Source organism: Marinisporobacter balticus, from assembly GCF_004345705.1.
GTDB classification, from domain to species: Bacteria; Bacillota; Clostridia; order Peptostreptococcales; family Thermotaleaceae; genus Marinisporobacter; species Marinisporobacter balticus.
The window spans coordinates 54,800-80,466 of record NZ_SLWV01000002.1 but is presented as its reverse complement, the minus strand read 5'-3'; the positions used below and the strand labels follow the sequence as shown (position 1 = coordinate 80,466).

At 30.9% G+C, this 25,667-nt stretch carries 30 protein-coding genes; 25 read left to right on the top strand and 5 right to left on the bottom strand.

Annotated features, from left to right (window positions below):
- Window positions 1–8: 8 nt before the first annotated feature.
- Entirely contained in the window at window positions 9–905 is an 897-nt protein-coding gene (locus EV214_RS02030; protein WP_207669603.1) for a diacylglycerol/lipid kinase family protein, read from the top strand.
- Between the two features lie 22 nt (window positions 906–927).
- On the opposite strand, the gene EV214_RS02025 is transcribed toward EV214_RS02030, so the two are convergent.
- Together EV214_RS02025 and EV214_RS02020 are read right to left on the bottom strand one after the other, a co-directional pair.
- Entirely contained in the window at window positions 928–1,326 is a 399-nt protein-coding gene (locus tag EV214_RS02025; protein ID WP_132242192.1) for a bactofilin family protein, read from the bottom strand.
- Between the two features lie 21 nt (window positions 1,327–1,347).
- A complete protein-coding gene (locus EV214_RS02020) occupies window positions 1,348–2,289 on the bottom strand; it encodes a M23 family metallopeptidase (protein WP_132242190.1) in 942 nt (313 codons plus the stop codon).
- 223 nt (window positions 2,290–2,512) lie between these two features.
- Here EV214_RS02020 and EV214_RS02015 point away from each other — a divergent pair, with 223 nt between their 5' ends.
- The 9 genes from EV214_RS02015 to EV214_RS01975 all read left to right on the top strand — a co-directional run bounded on the left by EV214_RS02015 (window position 2,513) and on the right by EV214_RS01975 (window position 10,918).
- On the top strand, window positions 2,513–3,520 hold the full coding sequence (locus EV214_RS02015; protein WP_243116525.1) for a LacI family DNA-binding transcriptional regulator: 1,008 nt from the start codon (window positions 2,513–2,515) through the stop codon (window positions 3,518–3,520).
- 65 nt (window positions 3,521–3,585) lie between these two features.
- Window positions 3,586–3,831, top strand: coding sequence for a YkuS family protein (locus EV214_RS02010; protein ID WP_165916181.1), 246 nt, complete (start codon window positions 3,586–3,588; stop codon window positions 3,829–3,831).
- Window positions 3,832–3,923: 92 nt separating this feature from the next.
- Window positions 3,924–5,924, top strand: coding sequence for a YgiQ family radical SAM protein (locus EV214_RS02005; protein ID WP_330571237.1), 2,001 nt, complete (start codon window positions 3,924–3,926; stop codon window positions 5,922–5,924).
- Between the two features lie 71 nt (window positions 5,925–5,995).
- Window positions 5,996–6,169: a DUF896 domain-containing protein gene (locus EV214_RS02000; protein ID WP_132242184.1), complete on the top strand. Its 174-nt coding sequence runs from the start codon at window positions 5,996–5,998 to the stop codon at window positions 6,167–6,169.
- A 93-nt stretch (window positions 6,170–6,262) separates the two neighbouring features.
- Window positions 6,263–6,715, top strand: a complete 453-nt coding sequence (locus EV214_RS01995) for a chemotaxis protein CheW (RefSeq protein ID WP_132242182.1) — start codon at window positions 6,263–6,265, stop codon at window positions 6,713–6,715.
- A 194-nt stretch (window positions 6,716–6,909) separates the two neighbouring features.
- Window positions 6,910–7,392 carry a hypothetical protein gene (locus tag EV214_RS01990; RefSeq protein ID WP_132242180.1) on the top strand — a complete coding sequence of 161 codons (483 nt, stop codon included), beginning with the start codon at window positions 6,910–6,912 and terminating at the stop codon, window positions 7,390–7,392.
- A gap of 203 nt (window positions 7,393–7,595) precedes the next feature.
- Window positions 7,596–8,759, top strand: a complete 1,164-nt coding sequence (locus EV214_RS01985; RefSeq protein ID WP_132242178.1) for a sensor histidine kinase — start codon at window positions 7,596–7,598, stop codon at window positions 8,757–8,759.
- 3 nt (window positions 8,760–8,762) lie between these two features.
- Complete coding sequence (locus tag EV214_RS01980; protein WP_132242176.1) at window positions 8,763–9,416, top strand: response regulator; 654 nt, start codon at window positions 8,763–8,765, stop codon at window positions 9,414–9,416.
- A 74-nt stretch (window positions 9,417–9,490) separates the two neighbouring features.
- Window positions 9,491–10,918, top strand: coding sequence for an aminopeptidase (locus EV214_RS01975; protein ID WP_132242174.1), 1,428 nt, complete (start codon window positions 9,491–9,493; stop codon window positions 10,916–10,918).
- Between the two features lie 132 nt (window positions 10,919–11,050).
- Here the strand turns inward: EV214_RS01975 and EV214_RS01970 are convergent, their stop codons facing one another.
- Window positions 11,051–11,950, bottom strand: coding sequence for a selenium metabolism-associated LysR family transcriptional regulator (locus EV214_RS01970; protein ID WP_132242172.1), 900 nt, complete (start codon window positions 11,948–11,950; stop codon window positions 11,051–11,053).
- A gap of 174 nt (window positions 11,951–12,124) precedes the next feature.
- Here EV214_RS01970 and EV214_RS01965 point away from each other — a divergent pair, with 174 nt between their 5' ends.
- Complete coding sequence (locus EV214_RS01965) at window positions 12,125–13,279, top strand: RNA-binding domain-containing protein (protein ID WP_132242170.1); 1,155 nt, start codon at window positions 12,125–12,127, stop codon at window positions 13,277–13,279.
- On the opposite strand, the gene EV214_RS01960 is transcribed toward EV214_RS01965, so the two are convergent.
- Entirely contained in the window at window positions 13,276–13,737 is a 462-nt protein-coding gene (locus EV214_RS01960; RefSeq protein ID WP_132242168.1) for a hypothetical protein, read from the bottom strand. The genes EV214_RS01965 and EV214_RS01960 overlap by 4 nt on opposite strands.
- A 209-nt stretch (window positions 13,738–13,946) precedes the next feature.
- Between EV214_RS01960 and EV214_RS01955 the strand changes: the two genes are divergently transcribed.
- The 4 genes from EV214_RS01955 to EV214_RS18580 all read left to right on the top strand — a co-directional run bounded on the left by EV214_RS01955 (window position 13,947) and on the right by EV214_RS18580 (window position 16,868).
- Window positions 13,947–15,533, top strand: coding sequence for a DEAD/DEAH box helicase (locus EV214_RS01955; RefSeq protein ID WP_132242520.1), 1,587 nt, complete (start codon window positions 13,947–13,949; stop codon window positions 15,531–15,533).
- Between the two features lie 100 nt (window positions 15,534–15,633).
- Window positions 15,634–15,966: a YkvA family protein gene (locus EV214_RS01950; RefSeq protein WP_165916180.1), complete on the top strand. Its 333-nt coding sequence runs from the start codon at window positions 15,634–15,636 to the stop codon at window positions 15,964–15,966.
- Window positions 15,967–16,077: 111 nt separating this feature from the next.
- Window positions 16,078–16,617: a hypoxanthine phosphoribosyltransferase gene (gene hpt, locus EV214_RS01945; RefSeq protein WP_132242164.1), complete on the top strand. Its 540-nt coding sequence runs from the start codon at window positions 16,078–16,080 to the stop codon at window positions 16,615–16,617.
- A 77-nt stretch (window positions 16,618–16,694) separates the two neighbouring features.
- Window positions 16,695–16,868: a hypothetical protein gene (locus EV214_RS18580; protein ID WP_165916175.1), complete on the top strand. Its 174-nt coding sequence runs from the start codon at window positions 16,695–16,697 to the stop codon at window positions 16,866–16,868.
- A 64-nt stretch (window positions 16,869–16,932) separates the two neighbouring features.
- Here EV214_RS18580 and EV214_RS01940 read toward each other — a convergent pair whose 3' ends face one another.
- Window positions 16,933–17,451, bottom strand: coding sequence for a hypothetical protein (locus EV214_RS01940; protein WP_165916178.1), 519 nt, complete (start codon window positions 17,449–17,451; stop codon window positions 16,933–16,935).
- Between the two features lie 214 nt (window positions 17,452–17,665).
- Between EV214_RS01940 and EV214_RS01935 the strand changes: the two genes are divergently transcribed.
- The 10 genes from EV214_RS01935 (at window position 17,666) to EV214_RS01890 (ending at window position 25,665) form a co-directional block, all read left to right on the top strand.
- The gene (locus EV214_RS01935; protein ID WP_132242160.1) at window positions 17,666–18,238 is read left to right on the top strand and encodes a flavodoxin family protein; all 573 of its coding nucleotides are present in this window, start codon (window positions 17,666–17,668) and stop codon (window positions 18,236–18,238) included.
- Between the two features lie 135 nt (window positions 18,239–18,373).
- Window positions 18,374–18,949, top strand: coding sequence for a phosphate propanoyltransferase (gene pduL, locus EV214_RS01930; protein ID WP_132242158.1), 576 nt, complete (start codon window positions 18,374–18,376; stop codon window positions 18,947–18,949).
- 140 nt (window positions 18,950–19,089) lie between these two features.
- Window positions 19,090–20,217 (top strand): CapA family protein, encoded by a 1,128-nt coding sequence (locus EV214_RS01925; RefSeq protein ID WP_132242156.1) that lies wholly within the window; start codon window positions 19,090–19,092, stop codon window positions 20,215–20,217.
- 84 nt (window positions 20,218–20,301) lie between these two features.
- Window positions 20,302–20,496 carry a hypothetical protein gene (locus EV214_RS01920; RefSeq protein WP_132242154.1) on the top strand — a complete coding sequence of 65 codons (195 nt, stop codon included), beginning with the start codon at window positions 20,302–20,304 and terminating at the stop codon, window positions 20,494–20,496.
- Window positions 20,497–20,504: 8 nt separating this feature from the next.
- Complete coding sequence (locus tag EV214_RS01915; protein WP_132242152.1) at window positions 20,505–21,032, top strand: hypothetical protein; 528 nt, start codon at window positions 20,505–20,507, stop codon at window positions 21,030–21,032.
- A gap of 347 nt (window positions 21,033–21,379) precedes the next feature.
- The gene (locus EV214_RS01910; protein WP_132242150.1) at window positions 21,380–22,213 is read left to right on the top strand and encodes a TrmB family transcriptional regulator; all 834 of its coding nucleotides are present in this window, start codon (window positions 21,380–21,382) and stop codon (window positions 22,211–22,213) included.
- Between the two features lie 18 nt (window positions 22,214–22,231).
- The gene (locus EV214_RS01905) at window positions 22,232–22,948 is read left to right on the top strand and encodes an alanyl-tRNA editing protein (RefSeq protein ID WP_132242148.1); all 717 of its coding nucleotides are present in this window, start codon (window positions 22,232–22,234) and stop codon (window positions 22,946–22,948) included.
- Window positions 22,949–23,108: 160 nt separating this feature from the next.
- Window positions 23,109–23,783, top strand: coding sequence for a response regulator transcription factor (locus tag EV214_RS01900; protein ID WP_132242146.1), 675 nt, complete (start codon window positions 23,109–23,111; stop codon window positions 23,781–23,783).
- Entirely contained in the window at window positions 23,780–24,811 is a 1,032-nt protein-coding gene (locus EV214_RS01895; protein ID WP_132242144.1) for a sensor histidine kinase, read from the top strand. Before EV214_RS01900 ends, EV214_RS01895 begins: the two co-directional genes overlap by 4 nt.
- Window positions 24,812–24,912: 101 nt before the next feature.
- Entirely contained in the window at window positions 24,913–25,665 is a 753-nt protein-coding gene (locus EV214_RS01890; protein ID WP_132242142.1) for an ABC transporter ATP-binding protein, read from the top strand.
- Window positions 25,666–25,667: the final 2 nt, after the last annotated feature.

The following is a 25,667-nucleotide window of genomic DNA, read 5'->3' as shown; positions in this document are numbered from 1 at the left end:
GAGACAAAGTGAAGGTAAAAATCATTATGAATCCTTCATCAGGAAAGCAAATCATACAAAAAAATTTAGAAAAAATTGTTGGAAGACTCATATTAGATGGTGTCGTAAAATATGTGGATGTATTTAAAACTGAAAAACGATTTGATGCATTTGAAGAAGTAAAGAATATCCAAGAAAATGAATATGATTGTATGATAGCAGTAGGTGGAGATGGAACAGTGAATGAAGTGATCAATGGCGTAATGGTAGGGGAGAATAAAATTCCTGTTGCCATATTACCAGCAGGCACAGTGAACGATTTTGGAAATTTTTTGAATCTGCCTACGGATGTGCAAGGCTTTTGCAACATGATTAAAAAAAACCAAAAGAAAAAGGTAGATGTAGGGAAGGTAGGAGACCGGTATTTTATTAATGTTTTAGCAGGTGGACTTTTAACAGATGTAGGATATAAGGTTTCATCAGATTTCAAAACGATTTTAGGAAAGTATGCATATTATGTAGAAGGCATGAAAGAAATTCCAAAACAAATGCTTAAAAGTATCAATATAGAAATTGATTCAGAAGAATTTAAAGGAAAAGAAGATATTTTTATGTTTATTATTACAAATACCCCAAGCGTAGGAGGGTTTAAAAAAATTGCACCAATGGCAAAAGTAGATGATGGATTATTGGATGTATGTATTATAAAAAAATCAGATATTGCAGAATTTATTTCATTATTTTTAAAAATCATGAAAGGGCAATATATTCATCATCCAAAGGTATTATATATACAGACTTCTAAAATAATGCTAAATTGTCAAAACGATATGAATGTAGATTTAGATATAGATGGAGAGCAGGGGGAGAAGTTACCGACTACCATTGAAGTTATAAAAAAAGGGATGGAGATCATCGTACCTTAAAAAACAAAGGCGTGATTTTAAATTACGCCTTTGCTTTTTTAGGATTTAAGGTTGAAACATTGTCTTCCAGCGAAGCATTTTTCATCGTGCATTTTCCTTCGAAGATTGCACCGTCTTCAACAATAAGACTAGATACATAGATATCTCCTAGAATTTTACCAGTAGCATTTAATTTTAATTGATTAGACGTTGTAACATTTCCTTTAGCAGTCCCTGATATAATTACATTATTTGCAGATATATCCCCAAACATTTTTCCTTCTTCACCAAGGATTACATCCCCTTTTACAGAAATATTTCCTGCAAATTCACCATCAATACGAACTGTTCCATCCGCATCTAATTTTCCTTCAAATTTGGAAGTCTTACCAATTAAAGTGTCCACTCTTTCGTGAGACACAGTAGCATTTTTTTTAAACATTTGGTTCCTCCTCTAAAATCATTATTTAGTTAAAACCTTTTGTGGATCAATTTGTTCTCCTTTATACTGCACCTCGAAATGCACATGAGGCCCTGTACTCCTACCCGTGCTACCCAGTTTTGCAATAATATCGCCTTTTTTAACTTTTTGACCAACGTTTACGATATTTTCCTTATTGTGGGCATATACACTCCTATAACCATATCCATGAGAAATAACAATACTGTTTCCATAACCAGATTGCCATCCAGAAAAAGTAACGATACCAGTGCCTGCAGCAACAATGTCTGTTCCTTGTTTATTGGCAATATCTAATCCCTTATGGAATTGACTTCTATGTGTAATGGGATTAATTCGATATCCAAAGTTGGAGGTTATTTTTCCAGAAATGGGTTTTTTATTGGGTTTTGCATCTAAAAATTTTAATTGATTGGTTACGTCTTGAATCAAGTTATTAAGATTTTTTGTTTCTACATCCATTTCAGCAGCTAGTATTTTTAATTGTACATTCGTTTCTTCATTTGAAGGAGCATTGTCCATACTTGCTAAGAGAAAATGATTTCTAATAGCGGATCTAGAAACAGGCTTAGATACAGAAGAAGTAGTTTTATTTTTTAGGCCAACTAGATTTCTTACTTGGGATTCTAATTCGTTTAGTATAGATAATTTTTCGGATACCTCATTGGTTTTATTTTTCAAATTATTTATTTCAGTTGATTGATTTGTATTTATTTCTTGAAGTCTAGATAAATCATGAGTCTTCACAGCTAGTTGCTGGTTAAGATGTATGGTTGAAAAGATTAAAAAAATTAAAGTAATGCAAAGGATAACCATAAAACATGCAGAGAAATATAAAATAATTCTTTTGAATTTAAGTTGTCGTATACTTTGCCCTGAATGTGGTACAATCATAATATGAAGGGATTCATCTGCAAGTTTTTTAAATTTTTCATAAAAATCCATAATTAGATACCTCTTTTTTTAAAGTTGAACACAAAAATAATATTTAATTTCTTAAGATGTGTTTGAATAATAATCATTATTGTTTAAGAATTCTACAAAATTTTTAAAAATCCTCTTTTGCTGGATAATAAAATATGAAAAATATAAATATTAAAGAAGGAAATATTATAAAAACGTAGAAAAGTTAGTAAAAAGAAAATATATGGGAATTGGAGTGAACGTTGTGAGTATAACAATCAAAGATGTAGCAAAAAAGGCAGGTGTTTCCATATCTACAGTTTCTCGTGTAATTAATAGTTCTAAACCTGTAAGTAGTGAAATACGTCAAAAAGTATTGAAGATCATTGAAGATACTGGATATCAGCCAAACCCAATAGCAAGAAGTTTGGTTATGAAAAAAAGTCAATTAATAGGTGTAGTGGTTCCAGATATATCAAATTTCTTTATTGGAGAAATTCTAAATGGTATAGAAGAAATTGGTAAAATGTATGGATATGACATTTTATTATGTAATACTTATGGACAATTAGAACAGGAATTAAGATATTTGAATTTACTACAAGCAAAGCAAGTTGAAGGAATTGTATTTATGACATGGAAACTACAGGATCAATTAGTTGAATATATTGAAAAAATTGATACACCTGTGGTATTAATTAATAGAAATACGAGTAAATTATTGATTCCTTCTGTATCCATTGATAATTTTCAAGCGGCTTATGAAATGACAAAGTATATTTTTGATAATGGCCATAAAAAAATTGCTTTAATTCGTAATAGCTTAGATCAAGATGCTTTTGGATTTGACCAATTTAGAGGGTACCAAAAAGCATTAGAGGAGAATGGATTAGAAATAGATGACAATTTAGTGAGATATGGAAATTTCAAGTTGGAAAATAGCTATGAAATTGTTAAAGAATTTATACAGAAAGACATTTTACCTACAGCAATTTTTGCAACAAGTGATGTAATGGCAATAGGTGCAATAAATTGCTTATTGGACAATGGATACGAAGTGCCAGGAGATGTTTCCGTTGTAGGGTTTAATGATATAAAACTAGCATCTATCTATAGACCCAATTTAACAACCATTCATCAACCTATTTATGATATTGGTGCTGTTTCAATTCGAATCATTGTGAAAATGATTAACAAAGAAGAACTTGATAGTAATGTTGTTATTTTGCCACATGAACTAGTAGAAAGAGATAGCAGTAAAAAGATAAAATAAAGAATATTTTACTTCCTATATAGGCATAATAAGATTGAATAATCCTATATTAGGAGGTCTTAATTTTGACAAAAATTGCTGTAGAAAAATCATTAGAGAATGTTAGAAATTATTTACAAAATCAAGGGTGTGATGTTATGGCGCTTGAAAATACGAAATCAAATTTAAAAAAATTTGACTTAATTGTTGTTTCCGGACAAAATAGTAATTTACTAGGGATGCAGGATACAAGTACTAAGGCCACTGTAATTAATGCTAAGGGAATGAGTCCACAAGATGTATATAAGCAAGTAATGAATCGTTTTAGCTAAAAAAGACCTCTCTGAGGTCTTTTTTGTTAACGATTGTAGTAATTTAAAAGAAAAAAGATTATAATAGAATGTATTGTAGGAAGATTATGAGAGTGAGTGAAAATATGAGAATAAATGATTTTTTACCAATATGTAATGAAGATGTAAAAAAACGAGGATGGAGTCAATTAGATTTTATTATCGTTACAGGAGATGCATACGTAGATCATCCTAGTTTTGGAACAGCCATTATTTCGAGAGTTTTAGAAGATGCTGGATATAAAGTAGGAATTATTGCACAACCAGATTGGAAAGATGTAGATGATTTTAAAAAATTAGGAAGACCCAAATTGGGTTTTCTAATCAATGCGGGTAATTTAGACTCAATGGTAAATCATTACACAGTTAGCAAAAAAAGAAGAAAGCAAGATTTATATGCCCCAGCAGGAAAAATAGGATTAAGACCTGATCGTGCAACGATTGTATATGCCAATATGGTGCGACAAGCTTATAAAAAAGTCTCCATTATTATTGGGGGCATTGAAGCAAGTTTAAGACGATTTGCCCACTATGATTATTGGAATGATAAGGTAAGAAGATCGATTTTATTTGATAGTGAAGCAGATTTACTAATTTTTGGAATGGGCGAAAGACAGGTCGTAGAAGTTGCAGATAATCTGAAAAATGGATTGAAGATTGAGTATATTCGACATATTCCTGGGACTTGTTATAAAGTGGATGATTTAGAAGAAGTTTATGATTATACGCAAATACCTTCTTTTGAAGAAATTTCGCAAGATAAAATAGCTTATGCAAAAGCATTTAAGATTGAATATGAGGAACAAGATAGTATTAGGGGAAAAGTGTTAGTACAGAAACATAAAGATACTTATGTTGTACAAAATCCACCTGCTATGCCTCTAAGTCAAATTGAATTAGATCGAGTATATGCGCTTCCTTATATGAGGAACTATCACCCAACCTATGAAAAAATGGGTGGGATTCCAGCTATTAAAGAAGTGAAACATAGTATTGTGAGTGTAAGGGGTTGTTTTGGAAGTTGCTCTTTTTGTGCGTTAACATTTCATCAAGGAAGGGTTATTCAAAGCAGGAGTCAGAAATCCATCATAGAGGAAGCTCAAAATATTATAAAAGATAAAGAATTTAAAGGCTATATTCATGATGTGGGGGGACCAACAGCTAATTTTAGACATATTGCTTGTGAAAAGCAGAAAAAACATGGGGCTTGTAAAAACAAGCAATGCTTATATCCGAAACCTTGTAAAAATCTTTATGTAGATCATAATGAATATTTGGAACTTCTCAGAAAACTTAGAAAAATTGAAGGGGTTAAAAAAGTTTTTGTCCGTTCAGGATTAAGATATGACTATATTATGGCAGATAAAAAAGACGATTTTTTGAAGGAATTATGTACCCATCATGTAAGTGGACAATTAAAAGTGGCCCCTGAGCATGTATCGCCAAAAGTTTTAGATTTGATGGGAAAACCAAGGCGAGATACGTATGACCAGTTTGTAGAAAAATTTTATAAGATTAATGAAAAAATTGGTAAAAAACAATTTTTAGTACCCTATCTTATGTCGAGTCATCCAGGGAGTGATTTAAATGCTGCCATTGATATGGCAGAATATCTAAGAGATATTCATTATTATCCTGAACAAGTACAGGATTTTTATCCGACGCCAGGAACATTATCTACATCTATGTTTTATACAGGGCTTGATCCTAGAAATATGAAGATGGTATATGTTCCGAAAACAAGAGAAGAAAAAGCGATGCAAAGAGCGTTGCTTCAATATAAAAGTTATAAAAATTACGATTTAGTAAAGAAAGCTTTAATTTTAGCAGGAAGACAAGATTTAATTGGATATGGCCCTAAGTGCTTGATTAAGCCTAGGGAAGAAAATAATCAAAACGGGAATGTGCATAAAATCACAAAAGGAAAGTATAAGGATAATGAGCATAAAAGAAGTAAAAATAAACATAAAAAGGATGATCAAAAAAGAAGGTTGCATATAACGAAAGAAGATGCATATAAAAGAGGCAACAGAAAAGATAACAAGAAGATGAATGAATATACCAAAAGAAAATGAGGAAGTATTTGACGCACATTTATCTTTTTTGTATTATGTTATCATAAGATAAAATTTGAGAGGTGAAGGATATGGTATTACCAAAAGAAAATCTTGAACGTATAAATTTTCTAGCTAAAAAAGCTAAAACAGAAGGATTGAGTGAAGAAGAGAAAATAGAACAAAAAAACCTTAGAGAAGCATATCTAAAAAAGTTCAGACAGAATTTTAGAAGACAATTAGATAATATTGAAATTGTTGACTAATGTTTACAAAAAAGGATAAAAGTTAGTTCTGTAGAATAGTATAATAAGATGAAACGTATAGCATATTTATTATAGAGAAGGGGGATATGCATTATGGCTGAAAGGCAGTATGTCATATTTAAACTAGAGAATGAAGCATATGGTGTAGATATAATGAATGTGAAAGAAATTACGGAGCATAAAGAAAGTGTGAAGGTGCCAAATACGCCTAAATTTGTAGATGGAATTATCAATCTTAGAGGGGATATTATACCTATTATTAACTTAAGAAAGCGATTCAATCTAAAAGATATAACTATAAATTTTGATACGAGAGTGATTGTGATTACTATAAAAAATCGACAAGTTGGATTTATTGTGGATGAAGCATCTCAAGTCCTTAGAATAAGTGAGGAAAATATTGAACCCGCACCAGAACTTGTTGCTGGTGTGGATAAAAAATATATTACAGGGGTTGGAAAGCTAGAAGATAGAATTGTTTTATTATTAGATTTGGAATATATTCTTACAGATGATGAAAAAGAGAAAATACAACAAATATCATAATAAGGAGGTTTACTGACAAAAATAGGAATAATTATGAGCAATAAATTTTATTTTAGAACATTTATAGTGAAAAAATAAAAGATTAGAAATATATGTAGATAAAAAACTTCTGTTTGACAACAGCAAAAGCCAAATTTCAAACCACACCTAGTGTATAATTAATTCGAAATACACAATATCTAGGGGGGGTACAAATGAAAAAAAATTTGCTGTTTTTTCTAATTTTGATTGCAATCTGCATACATGGAAAAGGGAGTTTTGTAGATGCAAATCCAGCTATTGTAGAAGAAGTAAAATTAGAAAAAGAAAAAGTAATGATAGAAGTGTTGTTTAAGCAACGATCAAAATTATGGAATAATCTTTATAATAAAAATATGGAAAAAGATCAATGGATGGAGCAACTAAAAAATATTGTTAGAGAGCCATTGTTATCTTTTGATATTGAAGCCTTTGAAGAAGCTTGTGAATATCCTACAGATATGGATAAAGTATTAGATTTAAAAATTATAGATATAGAGAATATAATCTATAATGGGAATGTAATGGAAGCTACAACAAAGATTTGTTGGACTATGCAAGGACTTACAGCTAAATATGAGGAAGAAATTGATTATAGGGTCGTCTTAAAAGAAGAAAATAATCAATGGAAAATTGCCGATTATACGATTTGTGAATGACTATCTATAAAAATAGATAGTTTGTTTTTTTAGGGATAAAGAAAAAATAACTTGCGAACATATTGAAAGTCTGTAGAAACAGCATTAAATGACTATTTTTGTCGATTTTAAATAATATTAGAAGGATTATACGTATTTATGAAGAATTAATTCTGATAGAGCAAAGTATGATCAAAAAAGAATCAAAGAACTAGAGGTGCAATATGGATAAACCGGTATTAAGTGCGCAAAAAATGAACGAAATTATTGAAAATACAATTGATGCAATACAAAAAGGTCAAAATGATATATTTGAAATTGCTGAACAAACCAGAAAAGAGTGTAAAAACCTCCAAGATGAATTAGAAAGTATAAAAAGCAAAGCAATTTGTATTATTGATGAAGTAGATGCCCTTGAAATTATTGAAAAAAAAAGCAGGCAAAAACTTGCTATTGTAAGTAAGGATTTTAAGCGGTTTACAGAAATGGATATTCGAGATGCTTATGAAGAAGCCAATATATTGAAAGTTAAAATACTATTAAAAAGAAAAGAGGAGAAGGATTTAATTAAACAGAGATCTGATTTAGAAAAACGATTAAAAGCTGCCTGTGAGGTTGTGGAAAAAGCTGAAAAATTAGTTTCGCAAGTAGGAATTGCTATGGGGTATCTTAGTGGAGATTTAAAAGAGGTGTTTCAGCAATTAGAAGGTATACAGCAAAAAGAAATGGTAGGTATTGAGATTATTAAAGCCCAAGAGGAAGAACGTCAGAGAGTTGCAAGAGAAATTCATGATGGACCTGCCCAGTCTATGGCAAATGTGGTGATTAAAGCAGAAATATGTGAAAAATTGTTCGATAGAGATATGGAAAAAGCAAAATATGAGTTAACGCTTCTAAAAAATATTGTTCGGGGATCACTAAAAGATGTAAGAAGAATTATATATAACCTAAGACCCATGTCATTAGATGATTTGGGTTTAGTACCTACGCTACAAAGACTTTTCATTAATTTTGAAGATGAAACGAAAATAAGTGTGAATTTTTCAGTGAATATAAACAGTGAGATTGGAGATGCAATTATTCAATTATCACTATTTCGAATTGTTCAAGAGGCACTCAATAATATTAGAAAATATGCCAAGACATCAAAGGTAATGGTAAAATTAGAGGTGATTGATAAACGTATAAATCTATTAATTATTGATGATGGGGTTGGGTTTGATGTGCAATGCAAATTAGGTGCAAATAACAAAGAAAATGGGTTTGGGTTGTTTATTATGAAAGAAAGAGTAGAATTACTAAAAGGAAAGATTGACATTCAAAGTGATGTAGGAATGGGAACAAGAATTAGGGCTACTATTCCTTTAAATAATAAGGAGGAAGAATAGGATATGGAATATAAAATCAAAGTAGTAATTGCGGATGACCATGCTTTAATGAGACAAGGACTAAAGCAAATAATAGAGTTAGAAGAGGATATCGAAGTAGTGGCACTGGCTGTGGATGGGGAAGATGCTATAAAGCAATCACAGACATTCAAGCCAGATGTCATATTATTAGATATAAACATGCCAAATATGAATGGAATACAAGCATTAAGAAGATTAAAAGATAGGAATGTGGATGCTAAGATTATTATGTTAACGATTCATGATGATCAAGAGTATCTCTTTGAGACGATTAATATTGGTGCATCGGGATATGTTTTAAAGGATGCAGAATCAGCGAGTCTTATAAAAGCTATCCGAGATGTATATGCGGGACGTTCTTATATACATCCTTCTCTTGCTTGTATTTTGGTTAAAGAGTACCCTGAAAAAGGAAAACTGGAGGATGTATATAAAAAAGAAAAGTTGACAAGAAGAGAATATGAAGTATTGGGGTTGATTGCAGAGGGGAAAAATAATAGAGAAATTGGTGAAACTTTGTTTATTAGTGAAAAAACAGTGAAAAATCATGTTTCAAATATATTCAAAAAGATTGATGTAAACGATAGAACACGAGCGGCAATTTATGCATATAAACACAATATTAAAAAGATATAATGGGAATGCTTAACATATGTATAGCATACTTGTAATGGATAGGAGGAATAATAAATAAATTAGGAGGGATAAACTTGTCTGGGAAAATAGAAGAAAAAAGGTCAAATGACGAACTTGGTTTTGAATTTAAGAATGGATGGGAAAAAATCAATGAATTGGAAAACAAAGAAGTATTTCAATTCAATGAAGGCTATAAGTGTTTTTTGAATAATGGGAAAACAGAAAGAGCCTGTGTTAAAGAAATAATCATACAAGCGCAGGCAAACGGATATAAGGATATGGAAGATTTTATCAATGGCAAAGAAGTGTTAAAAGAGGGCGATAAAATCTATGTAAACAATAAAGGAAAAGGGGTTGCATTGTTTATCATAGGAGAAGAACCAATAGAGCAAGGGATGCATATTATTGGTGCACATATAGATTCACCTCGATTAGATTTAAAACCCTATCCTTTATACGAAGATGGCGGATTAGCCCTTTTAAAAACCCATTATTATGGAGGGATCAAAAAGTATCAGTGGACTGCGATACCGCTTGCCATACATGGCATTTTAATCAATAAAAATGGAGAAAAAATAAATATTGTTGTAGGAGAAGAGGATACAGATCCAGTATTTTTTATAACCGATTTATTGCCACATTTATCCAAAAATCAAAATGAAAAGAAGATGAGTGAAGGGATTACCGGAGAGGGATTAAATGTTTTAGTGGGCAGTATGCCTTATGAAGATAAAGAAACAAAAGAAAGGGTAAAATACAATATTCTAAAATTATTAAATGATAAATATGGAATAGAAGAACAAGATTTTTTAACAGCTGAAATTGAAATTGTACCTGCTGGAAAAGCGAAGGATGTTGGTTTTGATAAGAGTTTGATAGGGTCTTATGGTCAAGATGATCGTGTATGTTCTTATACTGCTATGAAAGCTATATTTGAAATTGATAAACCTAAAAAAACAGCTGTTGCATTATTGGTTGATAAAGAGGAAATCGGGAGTATGGGGAATACAGGTATGCAATCAAGATTTTTTGAAAATGTAGTAGCAGAATTGGTGGCACTGCAAAGTGAAGATTTAAATTTCTTAAAAGTTAGAAGAGCTCTAGCCAATTCAAAGGTTTTATCAGCAGATGTTGGGGCTGGGTTTGATCCTAATTTTCCGGATGTTTTAGATAAAAGAAATGCAGCGTACATAGGTAAAGGGATATTGGTATCAAAATATACAGGTTCCCGAGGAAAGTCAGGTTCAAATGATGCCAATGCTGAATATCTAGCTCAAATCCGAAAAATATTTAATGAAAATGATATCTTATGGCAAATTGGTGAATTAGGAAAGGTAGATCAAGGTGGTGGCGGTACCATCGCGTATATATTAGCCAATTACGGGGCTGAAGTGGTGGATTGTGGGGTGCCTTTATTGAATATGCATGCGCCTATGGAAATAGCGAGTAAGATAGATATATATATGGCATATAAAGGGTATAAAGCTTTTTTAGAGGCATAAAAAAATATATTTCCGTAGCAAATAGAATAATCGGGTTATATAACCCGGTTATTTTACTTATATAGAGAATTATAGATTTATTTGAAATGTTGTTAGCGAAATGCGTAACTCTGGTAGTAGCACGCAAATTTTTTATAGAAGCTTTTGATTTTCTAACATGAAGTTTTTAAAAGTTTCTGCTAAAGGCGATAAAATTCTAGATTCATGATATACAAAAGAAAATTTTCTAGAAGGATTCATATTTTTAAGCTCAATTTTCTTAACCATGTCATAGTGAAGCTCCTCTTTTACTGCTAATTCAGAAATCATTGTAGTACCTAAACCTTGTTTCACACACTGCTTAATGGCTTCTGTATTTTCAATGACGGCAACAATATTTAGCTGTTCTAAAGATAGGTTATAGAAATGAAGAACTTGCTCAAAAAATTTTCTAGTACCTGAACCCTTTTCTCTTATAATCATTTTTTCTTTCCGTAAAAAATCTACAGAAATTTTTTCGATTGTTTTGTATTGATCTGTAAAAGGAGCAATGAATATAAGGTGATCTTTCATAACATCAATATAATTGAGTTGTTTTATATCCTCTTTTGCACCTACAAAACCAAAATCAATTGTACCATTTAAAATACCATCTACTACTTGTTGAGAGTCATAATGGAGTAGGTTATATTGAACGTTTGGATATGTTTTATTAAATGCACTCAAAAGTGGTGGTAGAATATATTGCTCAGGAATGGTGCTACAAGCAATTTCTAAAGTGCCTTCTATTTTGTCTTTGAAAGATTCTAAAGAAAAGAGTGCTTGTTCTCTTCTATTTAATATTTCTATTGCATGACGAAATAGAATTTCTCCACCCTTTGTTAAAGTCACTTTTTTATTGGAACGATTGAGTAAAATTGTATGCAATTCATTTTCAAGATTTTGGATATGGTTGCTAATTGTTGGTTGAGTTAAAAAAAGAGAATCTGCTGCTTTTGAAAAACTTTTCAATCTTGCAATTGTAACGAATGTTTCAAGTTGTCTGAAGTCCATATAGCCACCCCCAAAAATAAATTCCTATAAATATAGTATCATTTGATAAAAGATTTATCAAATAATTATTAGACATTATAGGAATTTAAATACTTTTGTAGAAATTAAATAAAATAAGAAAATAAAGCATAGATATAGTATTATGAACTTACCATCTGTGAAAGGAATGGTTAAATGAATTTGCAAAAACTAAAATTATTAATTAAAAATAAAGAAGGCATGAAATTAGATTTTAAGGAAAGTTTACATCTGCATACAGATTCAGAGAAAAAGGAATTTGCGAAGGATGTTATAGCAATTACCAATAGTATAGGGGGTAGAGGATATTTAATTATAGGGGTAAAGGATAAAGAAAAAGAAATTGTTGGCATTGATCCTAAAGATTTTCATGAGGAGAGATTCCAACAGATTATTAGCCATAGGTGTGATCCACCCGTAAGTATAAGAGCAGAGTGTGTAGCATACAATGAAAAATATATTGGTGTGATTACAATTTTTAAAAGTTCTCAAAGACCACATCAGATGAGACAAACAGGAGCATTTTATATTCGAAGAGGATCAACAACGGATATTGCTAGACGCCATGAAATAGCAAGTATGTTCCAAGAAGTTGGTCTTATTCATAACGAACTAATCCCCCTATATCATTTAAATATAGATGTGCTCAATAAGGCGTTGGTCAATCAATATTTAAAAAAGATGGGTATCTTTGAAACGGATAAAATAGCAATTGATATATGGAATAATTTTGGAATTGTTTATTTTGATAATGAAACAAATAAATTTTATCCTACGGTGGGAGGACTACTTCTGTTTTGCGATAAGCCACAGCAGTATTTGTCTTACTGTGCAATAAAAATGATTACCTTTGAAGGAAGCAAAAAAAAGATCCATATGATTGGCGGAAATATTCTTGAAATGCTGAATAAATGTAACACCTTTATTCATACATACTTGAAAAATATAAACTATCCAAAGAAAGCAATATTTGAATGTATTGTAAATGCAATAGTACATAGAGACTATACAGATATATCTAGAGACATTATCGTACTAATTGGAGAGAATAAGGTAGAGATTAGTAATCCTGGAACATTGCCAAAAGGAAGTAATATTCATACAATTATGAGAGAAAATAATCCTTCAAGAAGGAATAATTGGCTTTATCATAGACTTCTATTATTAGATGATCAGAATCAAGTTTTAAGAACTGGCATTGGACTTGAAAAAATAAATAATATGTTTGAAGGGGTTAAGCAAGTAAAATTTCTAAATATAGAAAAGAAAAATTTGTTTAAAGTAATTATGCCAGGACTAAAAAATGTTTAATACTGAATAAATTTTGGCTTTATGGACATAATCATTTGGTGAATATTACTTTCCTTAAAACCGTTTCTCTTGCAAAGATCAACATGAATCGTTTCTTTCAACTGAAAGATGAGCATCTCAAAATCTAAAGATTGTATATGATTGATGATCACCCTAAGAATTTTATCATCTAAATTCTGATAGCTATATTTTTCAGGAAATCTAAAAACATCAATCATAATATAAGCATAGGGATCTGTGCTTTTATCACAAAAATGAATAGTGATAGAGAGATCATGATTTGCTTGGTATTTAAAAATCCACGTGTTTTCAGAATTTCTAGTGAGTAGTTGACATGTATATGAGAAACTAGAAATTTTACCAAACACTTTTGTTAAATGCATGAATTTGATTGGATTTATTTTCTTATAAATAGGCACTGTTTTTCTTGTATTTTTTTTAATATACGAATAAATCATAAACTATAAACCTCCTAGAATAAGTATATGAATGATTTTTTTAATTATTACTGCTTGTACAATAAAGTAGTATAAAATGTTTGAGGATCAAGCAAAATATAGACACAGGAACGTATTTTATTAAAAATTAAAATAAAAAGATTTGCAAAAGATAGCATATACCTTTATAATGAAAAAGAATGAAAAAATAGGGAGAGATGAAAACAATAATGGAGAATATATCTTTTAAAGAGTTAAATTTAAGAAAAGAAATTATAAAAGCGATAGATGATTTGGGATTTGAAGAACCAACACCTATTCAAAAATCAGCAATTCCACAGATGCTAAAAGGCGAAGATATTATTGGACAGGCACAAACAGGAACGGGTAAAACAGCTGCTTTTGGCATGCCGATTATTCATAATATAAAAGTAGATAGCAAGGCTCCGCAAGCATTAATTATTGCCCCTACTAGAGAACTCGCTATTCAGGTAGCTGATGAAATAACAAAATTTTCAAAGTACATATCAGGGGTAAAAACGCTAGCAGTTTATGGAGGGCAACCTATTGAGCGTCAGATTAAGGCATTAAAGTCTGGAGTTCAAATTATTGCAGGTACACCAGGAAGGTTACTAGATCATATAAGAAGAAGAACCATAAAATTAGAAAATATCCAAACAGTTGTGCTAGATGAAGCAGATCAAATGTTAGATATGGGATTTTTAGAAGATATAGAAAGTATATTACAAGAAACGCCAAATGAGAGACAAACTGTACTTTTTTCAGCTACTATGCCCAGAGAAATTGAAAAATTAGCGAAAAATTATCAGAAAAACCCTAAAAAGGTAAAAGTAGTTCATGAAAAACTCACAGTGCCACTTATCGAACAATATTATTTTGAAGTGAAAGCACGTGAAAAGTCAGAAGTATTATGCAGATTACTAGATATGGAAAAAGAAGAATTGTCTGTAATATTTTGCAGAACAAAAAAAGGTGTGGATGAATTGGTAGAAAGTCTTCAAAGCAGAGGCTACTTTGCTGAAGGAATTCATGGAGACTTAAAGCAGACGCAAAGAGATCGCGTAATGAAAAAGTTTAGAGAAGGAACAATAGAAATACTGATTGCTACAGATGTTGCTGCTAGAGGAATAGATGTTGAAAATATAGAAATGGTTATCAATTATGATATTCCAGAGGACCTAGAATATTATGTACATCGTATAGGAAGAACAGGAAGAGCTGGAAAAACAGGAGTAGCGTATACTTTTGTGACAGGAAAGCAATTGGGTTTATTAAAGACCATTGAAAGATTTACAAAAGCAAAAATAAAAAGAAAAAAAGTACCTACTTTAAATGATTTAGCAGAGAGACAAAGAGAACTATTTTCAAATCGAATTATCACAGCGATTGAAGAAGGGCATTTAGCACCTTATATCTCAATGGTTGAACATTTAACAGAGGAATATAGTTCGATTGATATTGCAGCGGCTTTAGCGAAAATAGTGACAGAAAGAAACCGCATAGATATGGAAGAAACAGCGAAAGATTCTCTTGAAAATACAGGTGCTTCAGAATCAGGAATGGCAAGACTTTTCTTAAATATAGGAAAAAGAGATCGCGCAAAAACAGGAGACATATTAGGTGCCATTGCCAATGAAGGGAAGATCCCAGGTAGTAGTGTAGGAACGATTGATATGTTTGACAAATATACTTTTGTTGAAGTGCCAATAGATAGTGCTGAAAAATTGATAGAGCGAATGAGTAAAGTTAGAATTAAAGGAAAAAAAGTAAAAGCAGAACCTGCAAATGGTAAATAGACAAAGAATTTTTCTTTGTCTTTTTCTTTTGGGTAAAAAGTATAGTATAATAAAAATATTAGGATGACGAATATTTTAAAACTGAGGGAGGATGAAGGATGTGGTTAGAAATGTACATAGAAATATGAATTTTTTAAAAACGATTATAAAGTTGTTTAAAAGAATAAGTGTTATACATAAACTAATCAAAGATCCCAATGTTGCTTTTTATAAGAAAATAATGGTAATTAGTGGGCTGATCTATTTTATTAGTCCTATTGACCTTGTTCCTGAAATTGTTTTAGGGTTTGGTTTTATAGACGATGCTGTATTGATATTATATATCGTTTCGAAAATATCAGATGAACTAGATCGATATATAAAAAAAGATCAAGTTGTCTTTGAAGAAGATAAAATTATTGAAGATATAAAATACAAAATGGATGATGAATAAACTAAAATGATTACACATAAACACGAACGATAATGTATAAATTTCAAAAAAAATATATGGTTATGAGAATTATGTTATAATAACTTTATCAAAAAAGAAAGGGTGAAGGAATTGAAGCAAGACGTAGCACGAATTTTATTTTCTGAAAAAGAAATAGAAGAAAAAGTAATTGCATTAGGAAATCAAATTACGAAAGAATATAAAGGAAAAGAATTGGTATTAATAGGTGTGCTTAAGGGCGCAAATATTTTCATGAGTGATTTAATGCGAAAAATAGATATGCCTATTACAATTGATTTCATGGCAGTATCAAGCTATGGTTCATCTACAACTAGTTCAGGGGTTGTAAAAATTTTAAAAGATTTAGACAATAGCATAGAAGATAAACATGTAATTATTATAGAGGATATTATAGATACAGGACTTACATTACATTATTTGTGCGAAAATTTATTATCTAGAAACCCTAAAAGTCTAAAAATCTGTACTTTATTAGATAAGCCTGAGAGAAGAAAAGTTGAATTAAAAGTAGATTATAAAGGATATGATATACCTGATGAATTTATAATAGGGTACGGCATTGATTACGCTGAGAAATATAGAAATTTACCATATGTAGCAACTTTAAAAAGAGCGGTTTATGAAAAATAAAGTGTATGAAAGAATAAAAAAAAATTTACTCCCTATACTAATATAGAAGTCTAGTCATATTATATAGGAGTGATAGCATGGAACAAATGGCAAACTTTCAAGAAATTAAACAAAGATTCAAAAATGCAAGTCTTGATGAACAAATAAAAATATATACAAATACGCAAGGATTAAGTGTTGACCAATTTAAAGAATTATTAAGGATGTTTCCAATTCAACATCTAGATAAGCTAGAAAGAGCAATGGCTTAAGTTGACGGAAAAGAACCACTAAAATGAATAAGTGGTTCTTTTCCATTCATTATAAAAAGTATAATTAACAAGTACTTTTTTGTATATAATTGAGTACTTTTTCCCATTCAAATGGAATTGGGGTGCCATTTAAAATATACGCTTTCAAATAATTTGATTCAGTACAAGTCAAAAATTTAGCTGGAATGCACAAAGAATAACCTTGAGTAGCTAACATTTTCTTGAAGCATTGTCTTTCTTTTATAGTCATAGGAATTATATCAGGGGTTTTATTTTGGATATTTTCAGATGAAATACTCGTATTTATAGAGGTGTGATAACCATTTTTATGTTCTAATTGAGTGTATCTTACAATCTCAGTTTGAATATATGTAATCAAATGATTTTTAAATTCTGAGTCATGCATTAGGGAAAGATTTTCTTTTAGCCAGTTGGGTTTGGGATCTTTTGAGAGAATTGTTTCAACAAAAAAATCGTATTTTAGGGAACCGTTTTTTAATCCTTTATAATATTTTCTTATATTTTTTTTCAAATGTTTTTGCAATTCTATTCTTGTATGATTTGGTAAACTACAGATTTTCACTGTTAAACCTCCTCTATAAACAAACTTAACAGTATTATTGCCCAAAAATACATAATTTATAGTAAAAAATAGAATATATTTTAAAACATGGAAATAAATTCAAAAGACACAATAAAACAACATTTAAATTATGCTATAGGTATTGTTTTATCATTACTTTTTCCATATAATATATACGAATAGCGAATATTTGTTTTTAGAGGAGGGCATTTGATTGAAAGCATTAGCTATTTTAGGAAGTCCTAGGGAAAAAATGAATACAGATATTCTTTTAAATAGTGTGATTCAAGGATTAGAACAAAATCAAGTAGAAGTTGAAAAAATTGAACTTAGCAAAGCCAATATTGCGCATTGTATTGCCTGTAATGTTTGTTCTAAAGAAGGTAGTTGCTTTATGAATGATGATATGTATAAAATGTATGGAAAATTTGATCAAGCGGATATTGTTGTTGTAGCATCACCGCTATATTTCAACTCCGTAACGAGTATTACAAAGACGATGATTGATAGATGTCAAATGTTTTGGTCTAGTAAATATGTTTTAAATAAGCCCTCTATTGATCGATATAAAAAGAGAAATGGAATGTTTATTTGCACCGCAGGGGGAGATCAAAAAGAAAATAATTTTATAGGTGCTACGCGAGTGATGGATTTGTTTTTTAAGGCCATAAATACGCAATATAATTATAACCTTCTCGTAGATCATACAGATAAACTATTTGTGGGCAATCGAGTAGATATTCTTGAAAGAGCATTAAAAATGGCAGGTGCATTAACAAATTTTTAATGAAATTTTGTGAAAATCTTAATTTTTTATTGATTTTTTTTGGATCTAGTTATATCATAATAAAGTATGGGTATTTTGTATACATAATATACTTTCTAAAATTACCATAACTATATAAATTAAGGAGTGTTTTTTATGTCAAATAATTTAGTACCTGTTGGTTTATCCAATAAGCATCTTCACTTAAGCCAAGAACATATTGAGATTCTATTTGGAGAGGGACATGTTTTAACAAACATGAAGGAATTAGGACAACCTGGACAATTCGCATGTGAGGAAAAAGTGGATATCGTTGGACCAAAAGGAACCCTAAAAGGGGTAAGAGTTTTAGGTCCAGCAAGAGGGAAAACGCAAATTGAAATTTCTTTTGCAGATGGATTTGTATTAGGGGTAAAACCACCTGTAAAAGATTCTGGAGATTTAGCAGGTAGTCCGGGAGCAAAAATTGTTGGACCAAAAGGCGAAGTAACCATTGAAGAAGGGATTATTGCTGCTGCGAGACATATTCATATGCATACTTCAGATGCAGAGACATTTGGTGTAGTAGATAAAGATCTTGTAAAGGTAAAAATTGAAGGAAAAAGAGGATTAATATTTGAAAATGTATTAGTGAGAGTGCATCCGACATATGCTCTTGAAATGCATGTAGACATTGAAGAAGGAAATGCTGCAGGTCTTAAGAATGGACACATGGTTGAAGTATTAAAATAGTTTACAAATAACAAAAAGAATGGTGTCTATGCCATTCTTTTTTTTAAGATTACGGCTAAAAAACAATGATCTTATAGGACAAAGTTTTTTGATTTTGATGATTTTCAAATAAGAATATCCAAAATAGGAGAATTGAGAATATGAGAAAGAAAATATTATTGTTGATATGGATAGTGGTTATGATGTCCATAGGAAGTCGGTATGCTTTTTTAGAAGAGGATAAAGATATAAATATAGGGAAAGAAGAAATAAATAAAGACCTAGATAAAGAAATAGATATAGATAAAGAAGCAGCTATAGATAAAGGAATAGATCAAAATACAGTAATATCCTTAATGGGAGATGTTTTACTAGATAGAAGTATAGGAAAGCTAATTGAAATCAATGGTGTGGAACACCCGTGGGAACATGTATCACCTATACTTACCAAAAGTGATTTCGCATTTATAAACCTAGAGACATCTATTGGCGTTGGAGGGAAGCCGATTGCTGGTAAAACGTATACTTTCCAATCTAAGCCAGAAACATTAAAAGGAGTCATAAATGCAGGGATAAGGGGTGTAGGCATTGCCAATAATCATATTTTAGATTATGGACAGGAAGGATTTATTGAAACTTTAAAAAATCTTGAAAAAATGGAAATTCCATATTCTGGTGGAGGAAGAAATATTAAAGATGCACAAAAACCTGTCATATGGGAAAAGGAAGATATGAAAATTGGATTTTTAGCATTTTCAAGAGTGATTCCTGATATAAACTGGTATGTAACGGATAAAAGAGCAGGGGTTTTGAGTGCATATGATTATTATACAGATAATGTTTTAAAATTAATTGAAGAAACAAAGAAAGATGTGGACTTTCTTATAGTATCGGTTCATTGGGGAAAAGAATTAGAAGATTATCCAGAAGAGAAAGATATAAAATTTGCGAAAAAGCTAGTAGATGGTGGCGCAGATTGTATTATGGGACATCATCCACATGTACTGCAAGGGGTGGAATTTTATAAAAACAAGCCCATTATATATAGTTTAGGCAATTTCGTTTTTAATGCGAGAGGAAAAAGAAGTAATCAAACAATGATTTTTCATATAGAGATGAATAAAAGGGGAATTGTGAAGACGCGTGTAACCCCTATTTTTATAAGAAATGGGCAACCTACGCCTGCTCAAGGAAAAGAAAAAGAAGAGATTATAAATATTTTAAATACATTATCAAAGGAATGGAATACGAAATTTTTAATGAATGGAGAAGTGAAAAACAATATATAGTATGTACCTCAGAAGCAGGTTAATTGTATCTTTAATTGGAAATATATGTTACAATTAAATAAATAGAAGAAAGAAGGGCTTGGGATGCAAGTAGGTGTGTTAGAATTAAGCTGGACAATAACATTTCAAATTATGAATACAGCACTTATTATTGGGATTATCTTTTTTGTATTTTATTTATTGGTGAAGTTACCAAAGCACATGAAAGAAAAAGAACAAAAAATAGATAGAATAGAAAAAACTATGCATGAAATAAATAAAAAATTAGACAATAGATAGGTTACATTATGAATCGTTCTAAAAAAGTTATAGAAATTAGGTATGTAGAGATGATGAAAAAAATATTAGTTTTTTTACTAATAGGATTGATGGTATTCTCTTTATTTGGGTGTAATGATTCTGATAAAGAGAAGGCGCTAGAGATAAAAGAAAAAGAGTATAATGGATATTTAGATAAATCGCATGTAGAGAAAAGTGTGAAAAAATATTTTGACTTATCTGTAAAACATGAAAAAACAGAGCAATATGGTTTTGATGGCAATAATTATATTATTCAATTAGCGGATGGAGAGATACTTCCCATGGCAGTGGTTTCTGAAATGTATGATAATAAAGATGATACATATTCAGTTTATTTTTATGAAGTATATACAGAGTTATTAGGTTATGACACTACGCCAGTAAAATTAAAAGAAGAAATAAAAAAATATCCAGATGAAATTAGTATGGGTCATCAGATAAAAGCTGTTGTGTCAAGGCGTGATTTTGAAGGAAAGTGCATCTATAAATTGTTAGAATATAGTACTATACAATAACAAATTAAAACCGCTACATTCAATAATGGGATTGTGGTGGTTTTTTTTATTGTTTATTTTTTAGAAATATAAAAATCTATTGACTTTTTAGATAGTAACTACTATAATAATCACTAAAAATAGTGGTTATTTAAGTAGTTACTAATTGTACAAATGATATTAAACAACTAGGGAGGTGTGCAAATGAATAAAGATTGTAAAAGGGAATATGGTTTTAAGGTTGGCTTTATGGATGGTACAAGGGTGGCATAATAATACCTGTATTAGGCGCAATACTTGTAACTTTTACGATGCTTTTGATGAAAAATGGATTTGTTCTATAATTTGAAAATCAGAGGTGAAATAATATGCACAATCAGTTATTGATTATTGAGGATATGAAAAAATTAGGATTAAGTGAATATGAAGTGAAGGCATATTTAAAACTTTTAGAAGCATATCCTGTGAATGGGTATGCTTTGAGTAAAAACTCAGGCATTCCAAGATCAAGAATCTATGAGGTGCTAGATAGCTTGAAAAACAAGCAGATTGTATTTGAGCAAATAGAAGAGAAAAATACCTTTTATTATCCACTTGATCCCAAATTGTTAATCAATAAACTCAAGAATAGTTTCGAAAGTATATTAAATCATGTGGATGCGTATACAAAGAAAGTCTATGAGGAGCAACAAATCGATAATAAATTGATTGTCATTAAAGGAAGAACTCAAATTATCGAGTTTGTAAACACATTGATTTCGGATGCAAAAAAAAGAATTGCCGTTTCCATATGGGAAGAAGAAATAGAAGATATTTCAAAGGGGTTAAATAATGCCATAAGTAGAGGTGTTGCGTTAAGAGGTATATACTTGGGGAAAAACAATCCTTATAAAGAGATCATTACCCATAGAAGAATAGAAAGGTACTTATCTGAAAAAAGTGAGCGATATATGACCATTATCATTGATGGGATTCATGTAGTATCGGGAATCATCTCAAGAGGTAAAGAAAGTCAAGTCACATGGACGAAGGATACTGGCTTTGTGGAAATGAGTGAAGATTATATTGCCCATGATTTAATGGTAAATCTATATTCAGAGCAATTAGAGAAGGCTGAAAGAAAAGCGTATGAATATTGTCTAGACAATATTCGAAAAGAATATTTTGGTTTTACAGAAAAAGAATTTAAAAAGTTTAAATAATATAGAGGAGGAATGACAATGAGCGAATTAATATTTCAAAAGGATAGTTATGAAAAGGAGTTTGATTGTAACATTGTTGAAATTGATGAGGGTGAAAATGCTGTAGTTCTTGATAGAACAGCATTTTACCCAGGTGGTGGAGGACAACTTTGTGATAAAGGGGTTCTTATAGTAGAGGGTGAAACTTATACAGTTGAAAAAGTAAAGAAAAATGGAGAAAAAATTTATCATTGCATTGAAGGATCATTACCCAAATTAAATACTAGATGTAAAGGCCAGATTGACTGGGAATATCGATATAAACTTATGAGAACTCATACGGCAATGCATATTCTATGTGGCATTGTATGGAGAGACTATAAAGCACAGGTAACAGGAGGAAACATGGAACCACTCCAAGGCAGAATGGACTTTGAATTTGAAAACTTAGAAAAGGATTTAATCAAAGAAATAGAAGAAAAGGTGAATCAGGAAGTTGAAAACAAAAGGAATGTAAAAGTAAATATACTGAAAAGAGAAGAAGCATTTCAAATTCCTGATTTGATAAGGACTAAAATAAACCTTCTGCCAGAAGGAATTGAGGAAATTCGTACAGTAGAAATTGAAGGCTTAGATCTCCAAGCAGATGGAGGAACCCATGTAAAGAATACACGTGAGGTTGGAAAGATCAATATTATAAAGTATAAAAGCAAAGGAAAGGTCAATAAAAGAATATATGTTGAAATAGAAGATTAAAATAAAATCCTCGTTAGCATGTTTTGCTAATGAGGATTTTATAAATTAAATGAAGTAAAAACAGTCAATAGGCTTTTCAAAATAAAAGAATTATATTAAGATGTATATGGTATAAAATAACAAAATAGATGGAAGCTATTATATCTGGGAGTGATGAATTGTGTACAAAATATTAATTGTTGAGGATGATAATATTATATCCTCAATCATAAGCGACAAACTAAATAAATGGGGATATGATGCTTCTATTATTTCAGACTTTAATAATGTTCTGGTAGCGTATACATCCTTTGAACCACACCTTGTGTTAATGGATATAAATCTACCATACTATGATGGGTTCTATTGGTGTGCTAGGATAAGGCAAATTTCAAATGTACCCATTGTTTTTATATCATCAAGGGATACGGAAGGGGATAAGATACGTGCAATAACACAAGGTGGAGATGATTATATAGAAAAGCCATTTTCGCTTGATATACTTATTGTAAAGATTCAAGCGATATTACGAAGGGCCTATTCATATAGTGACCAGACATTAAATGTATTACAACACAAAGATATTATACTAAACATAGAGGATGCCCGTGTATTTTGCGGGGAAGATGAAATAAGACTAACCCACAATGAATGCAAGATACTATCTTTGCTCATTAGAAATTCTAACAAAATTATTACTCGTCCACGGCTCATAAAGGCGCTATGGGACGATGAAAGCTTTGTTGATGATAACACTTTAACCGTAAATGTGAATCGCTTACGCAGAAAACTAAAGAAATTAGTGTGCTCTGACTACATAGAGACAATAAAAGGAGAAGGGTATAAACTGGTATGAGCATGATCAATTATCTAAAAGAAAAATGGGTGGCATATACTTTTATTACATCAAGTATTATATTTGCGGTTACTGTGTATAAATTGGATAAAAAGTTTACTATGACTCAATCAAATGCAACCTACATCGCTGTAGGGCTAGCACTATTATTTGTTATTTTTGTTTTAATTGACTATACTATTTATAATTCAAGGGTAAAGAAATTTAAAAGCTATTGCAGGAATAGTGTTTTGTCTGATGAAGAATTGGACGCATTTACATACCCTATGGATAGAGAATACGGTAAAGTTGTCCAGAATATCGTGAAAGAATATGAAAAATTTAAAGTAGATATGCGTACAAAATCCTCAGAGGAGTTGGAATTTATCACAAAATGGATACATGATATAAAAGTACCGATCTCCGCCATGCGACTCATTTTAGAAAGTCATGATAATGATCTGGGGCAGAAATTCTATCGTAGGATGGATACAGAAATAGTAGCTATAGAGCAGTGTATACAAAGGATTTTTTATCATATTAAATCGAATACGTTCCATAATGATTACAAGATTTCAGAAGTGGATACAAAGAAATTAATTGGAGATGCGCTAAAGGGATACTCTAATTTTTTTAGTTATAGAAAGATCAATATATCGATTTCAGATAATCATTACAAAGTATTGACTGATGGAAAATGGAGCGGATATATTATTTCCCAAATTCTTTCAAATGCAGTGAAGCATACGCCAGTTAATGGCTACATTACCATAAACACGAATAAGAAGAGCAACGAAACTACCATACAAATAAGAAATAGTGGAAAAGGAATTTTATCTAAAGATATTTCACAGATATTTAACAAAGGTTATACCTCATCGGAGGATAGAAATGGAATGAAGGCAACGGGCTACGGGATGTATCTTTCAAAAAAACTTAGTGATATGCTTGGGCATAAATTGACCGTAGAATCGGAATATGGGAAGTATGCGCAATTTAATTTGACATTTGTACATCATGATACCATTTATAGTGTGACGAAAATGTAAGATTAAATACCTGTAATGTAAGATGATTCGATTTTACTAAAATTCCTTATAGGATATGATTTACTTATACCACTTGGTAAATCATATGGAGGTGAAATAGAATGCAGATATTAAAAGCAGAAAATATTAGCAAAGTATATGGAACGAAGAAAAGTGCTAAGCAGTATATGGCGCTAAAGAGTATAAGCTTTGAGGTGAAGGAAGGGGAATTCATAGGTGTGATGGGGGCATCCGGTTCTGGAAAAACAACACTGCTTAACATATTAGGTAGTATTGATAAACCTACAACGGGTAGATTCTTCATGGGAGATACGGATATTACAACCTTCAATAAGAAACAGCTCGCTAAGCATAGAATAGATAATATTGGATTCATTTTTCAGGATTACAATTTACTTGAAACAATGACTTTAAAGGAGAATATAATATTGCCCCTAGCATTATCAGGTTATAAGCCGAATGCTATGGAAGAAAAGCTAATGGAAATTACTAAAAATATGGGTATTACTAAAGTACTAGAGAAATATCCATATGAAGTATCGGGAGGAGAACAGCAACGAGCTGCTGCTTGTCGTGCGCTCATAACGAATCCTAAAATTATACTTGCAGATGAACCCACAGGTAACCTAGACTCAAAATCTGGGAAGGATTTACTCGAATTATTATCATATATCAATGGGGAATACAAAGCCACAATACTTATGGTAACCCACGATGTTTTTGCTGCTAGATATTGTAAGAAAATAATGTTTATCCGTGACGGAGAGATATACAATGAACTATATGCAGGAAATAATAAGAAAGAATTTTTTGACGCCATCATTGATGTTATGAGCATCCTTGGGGGGGAATAAAA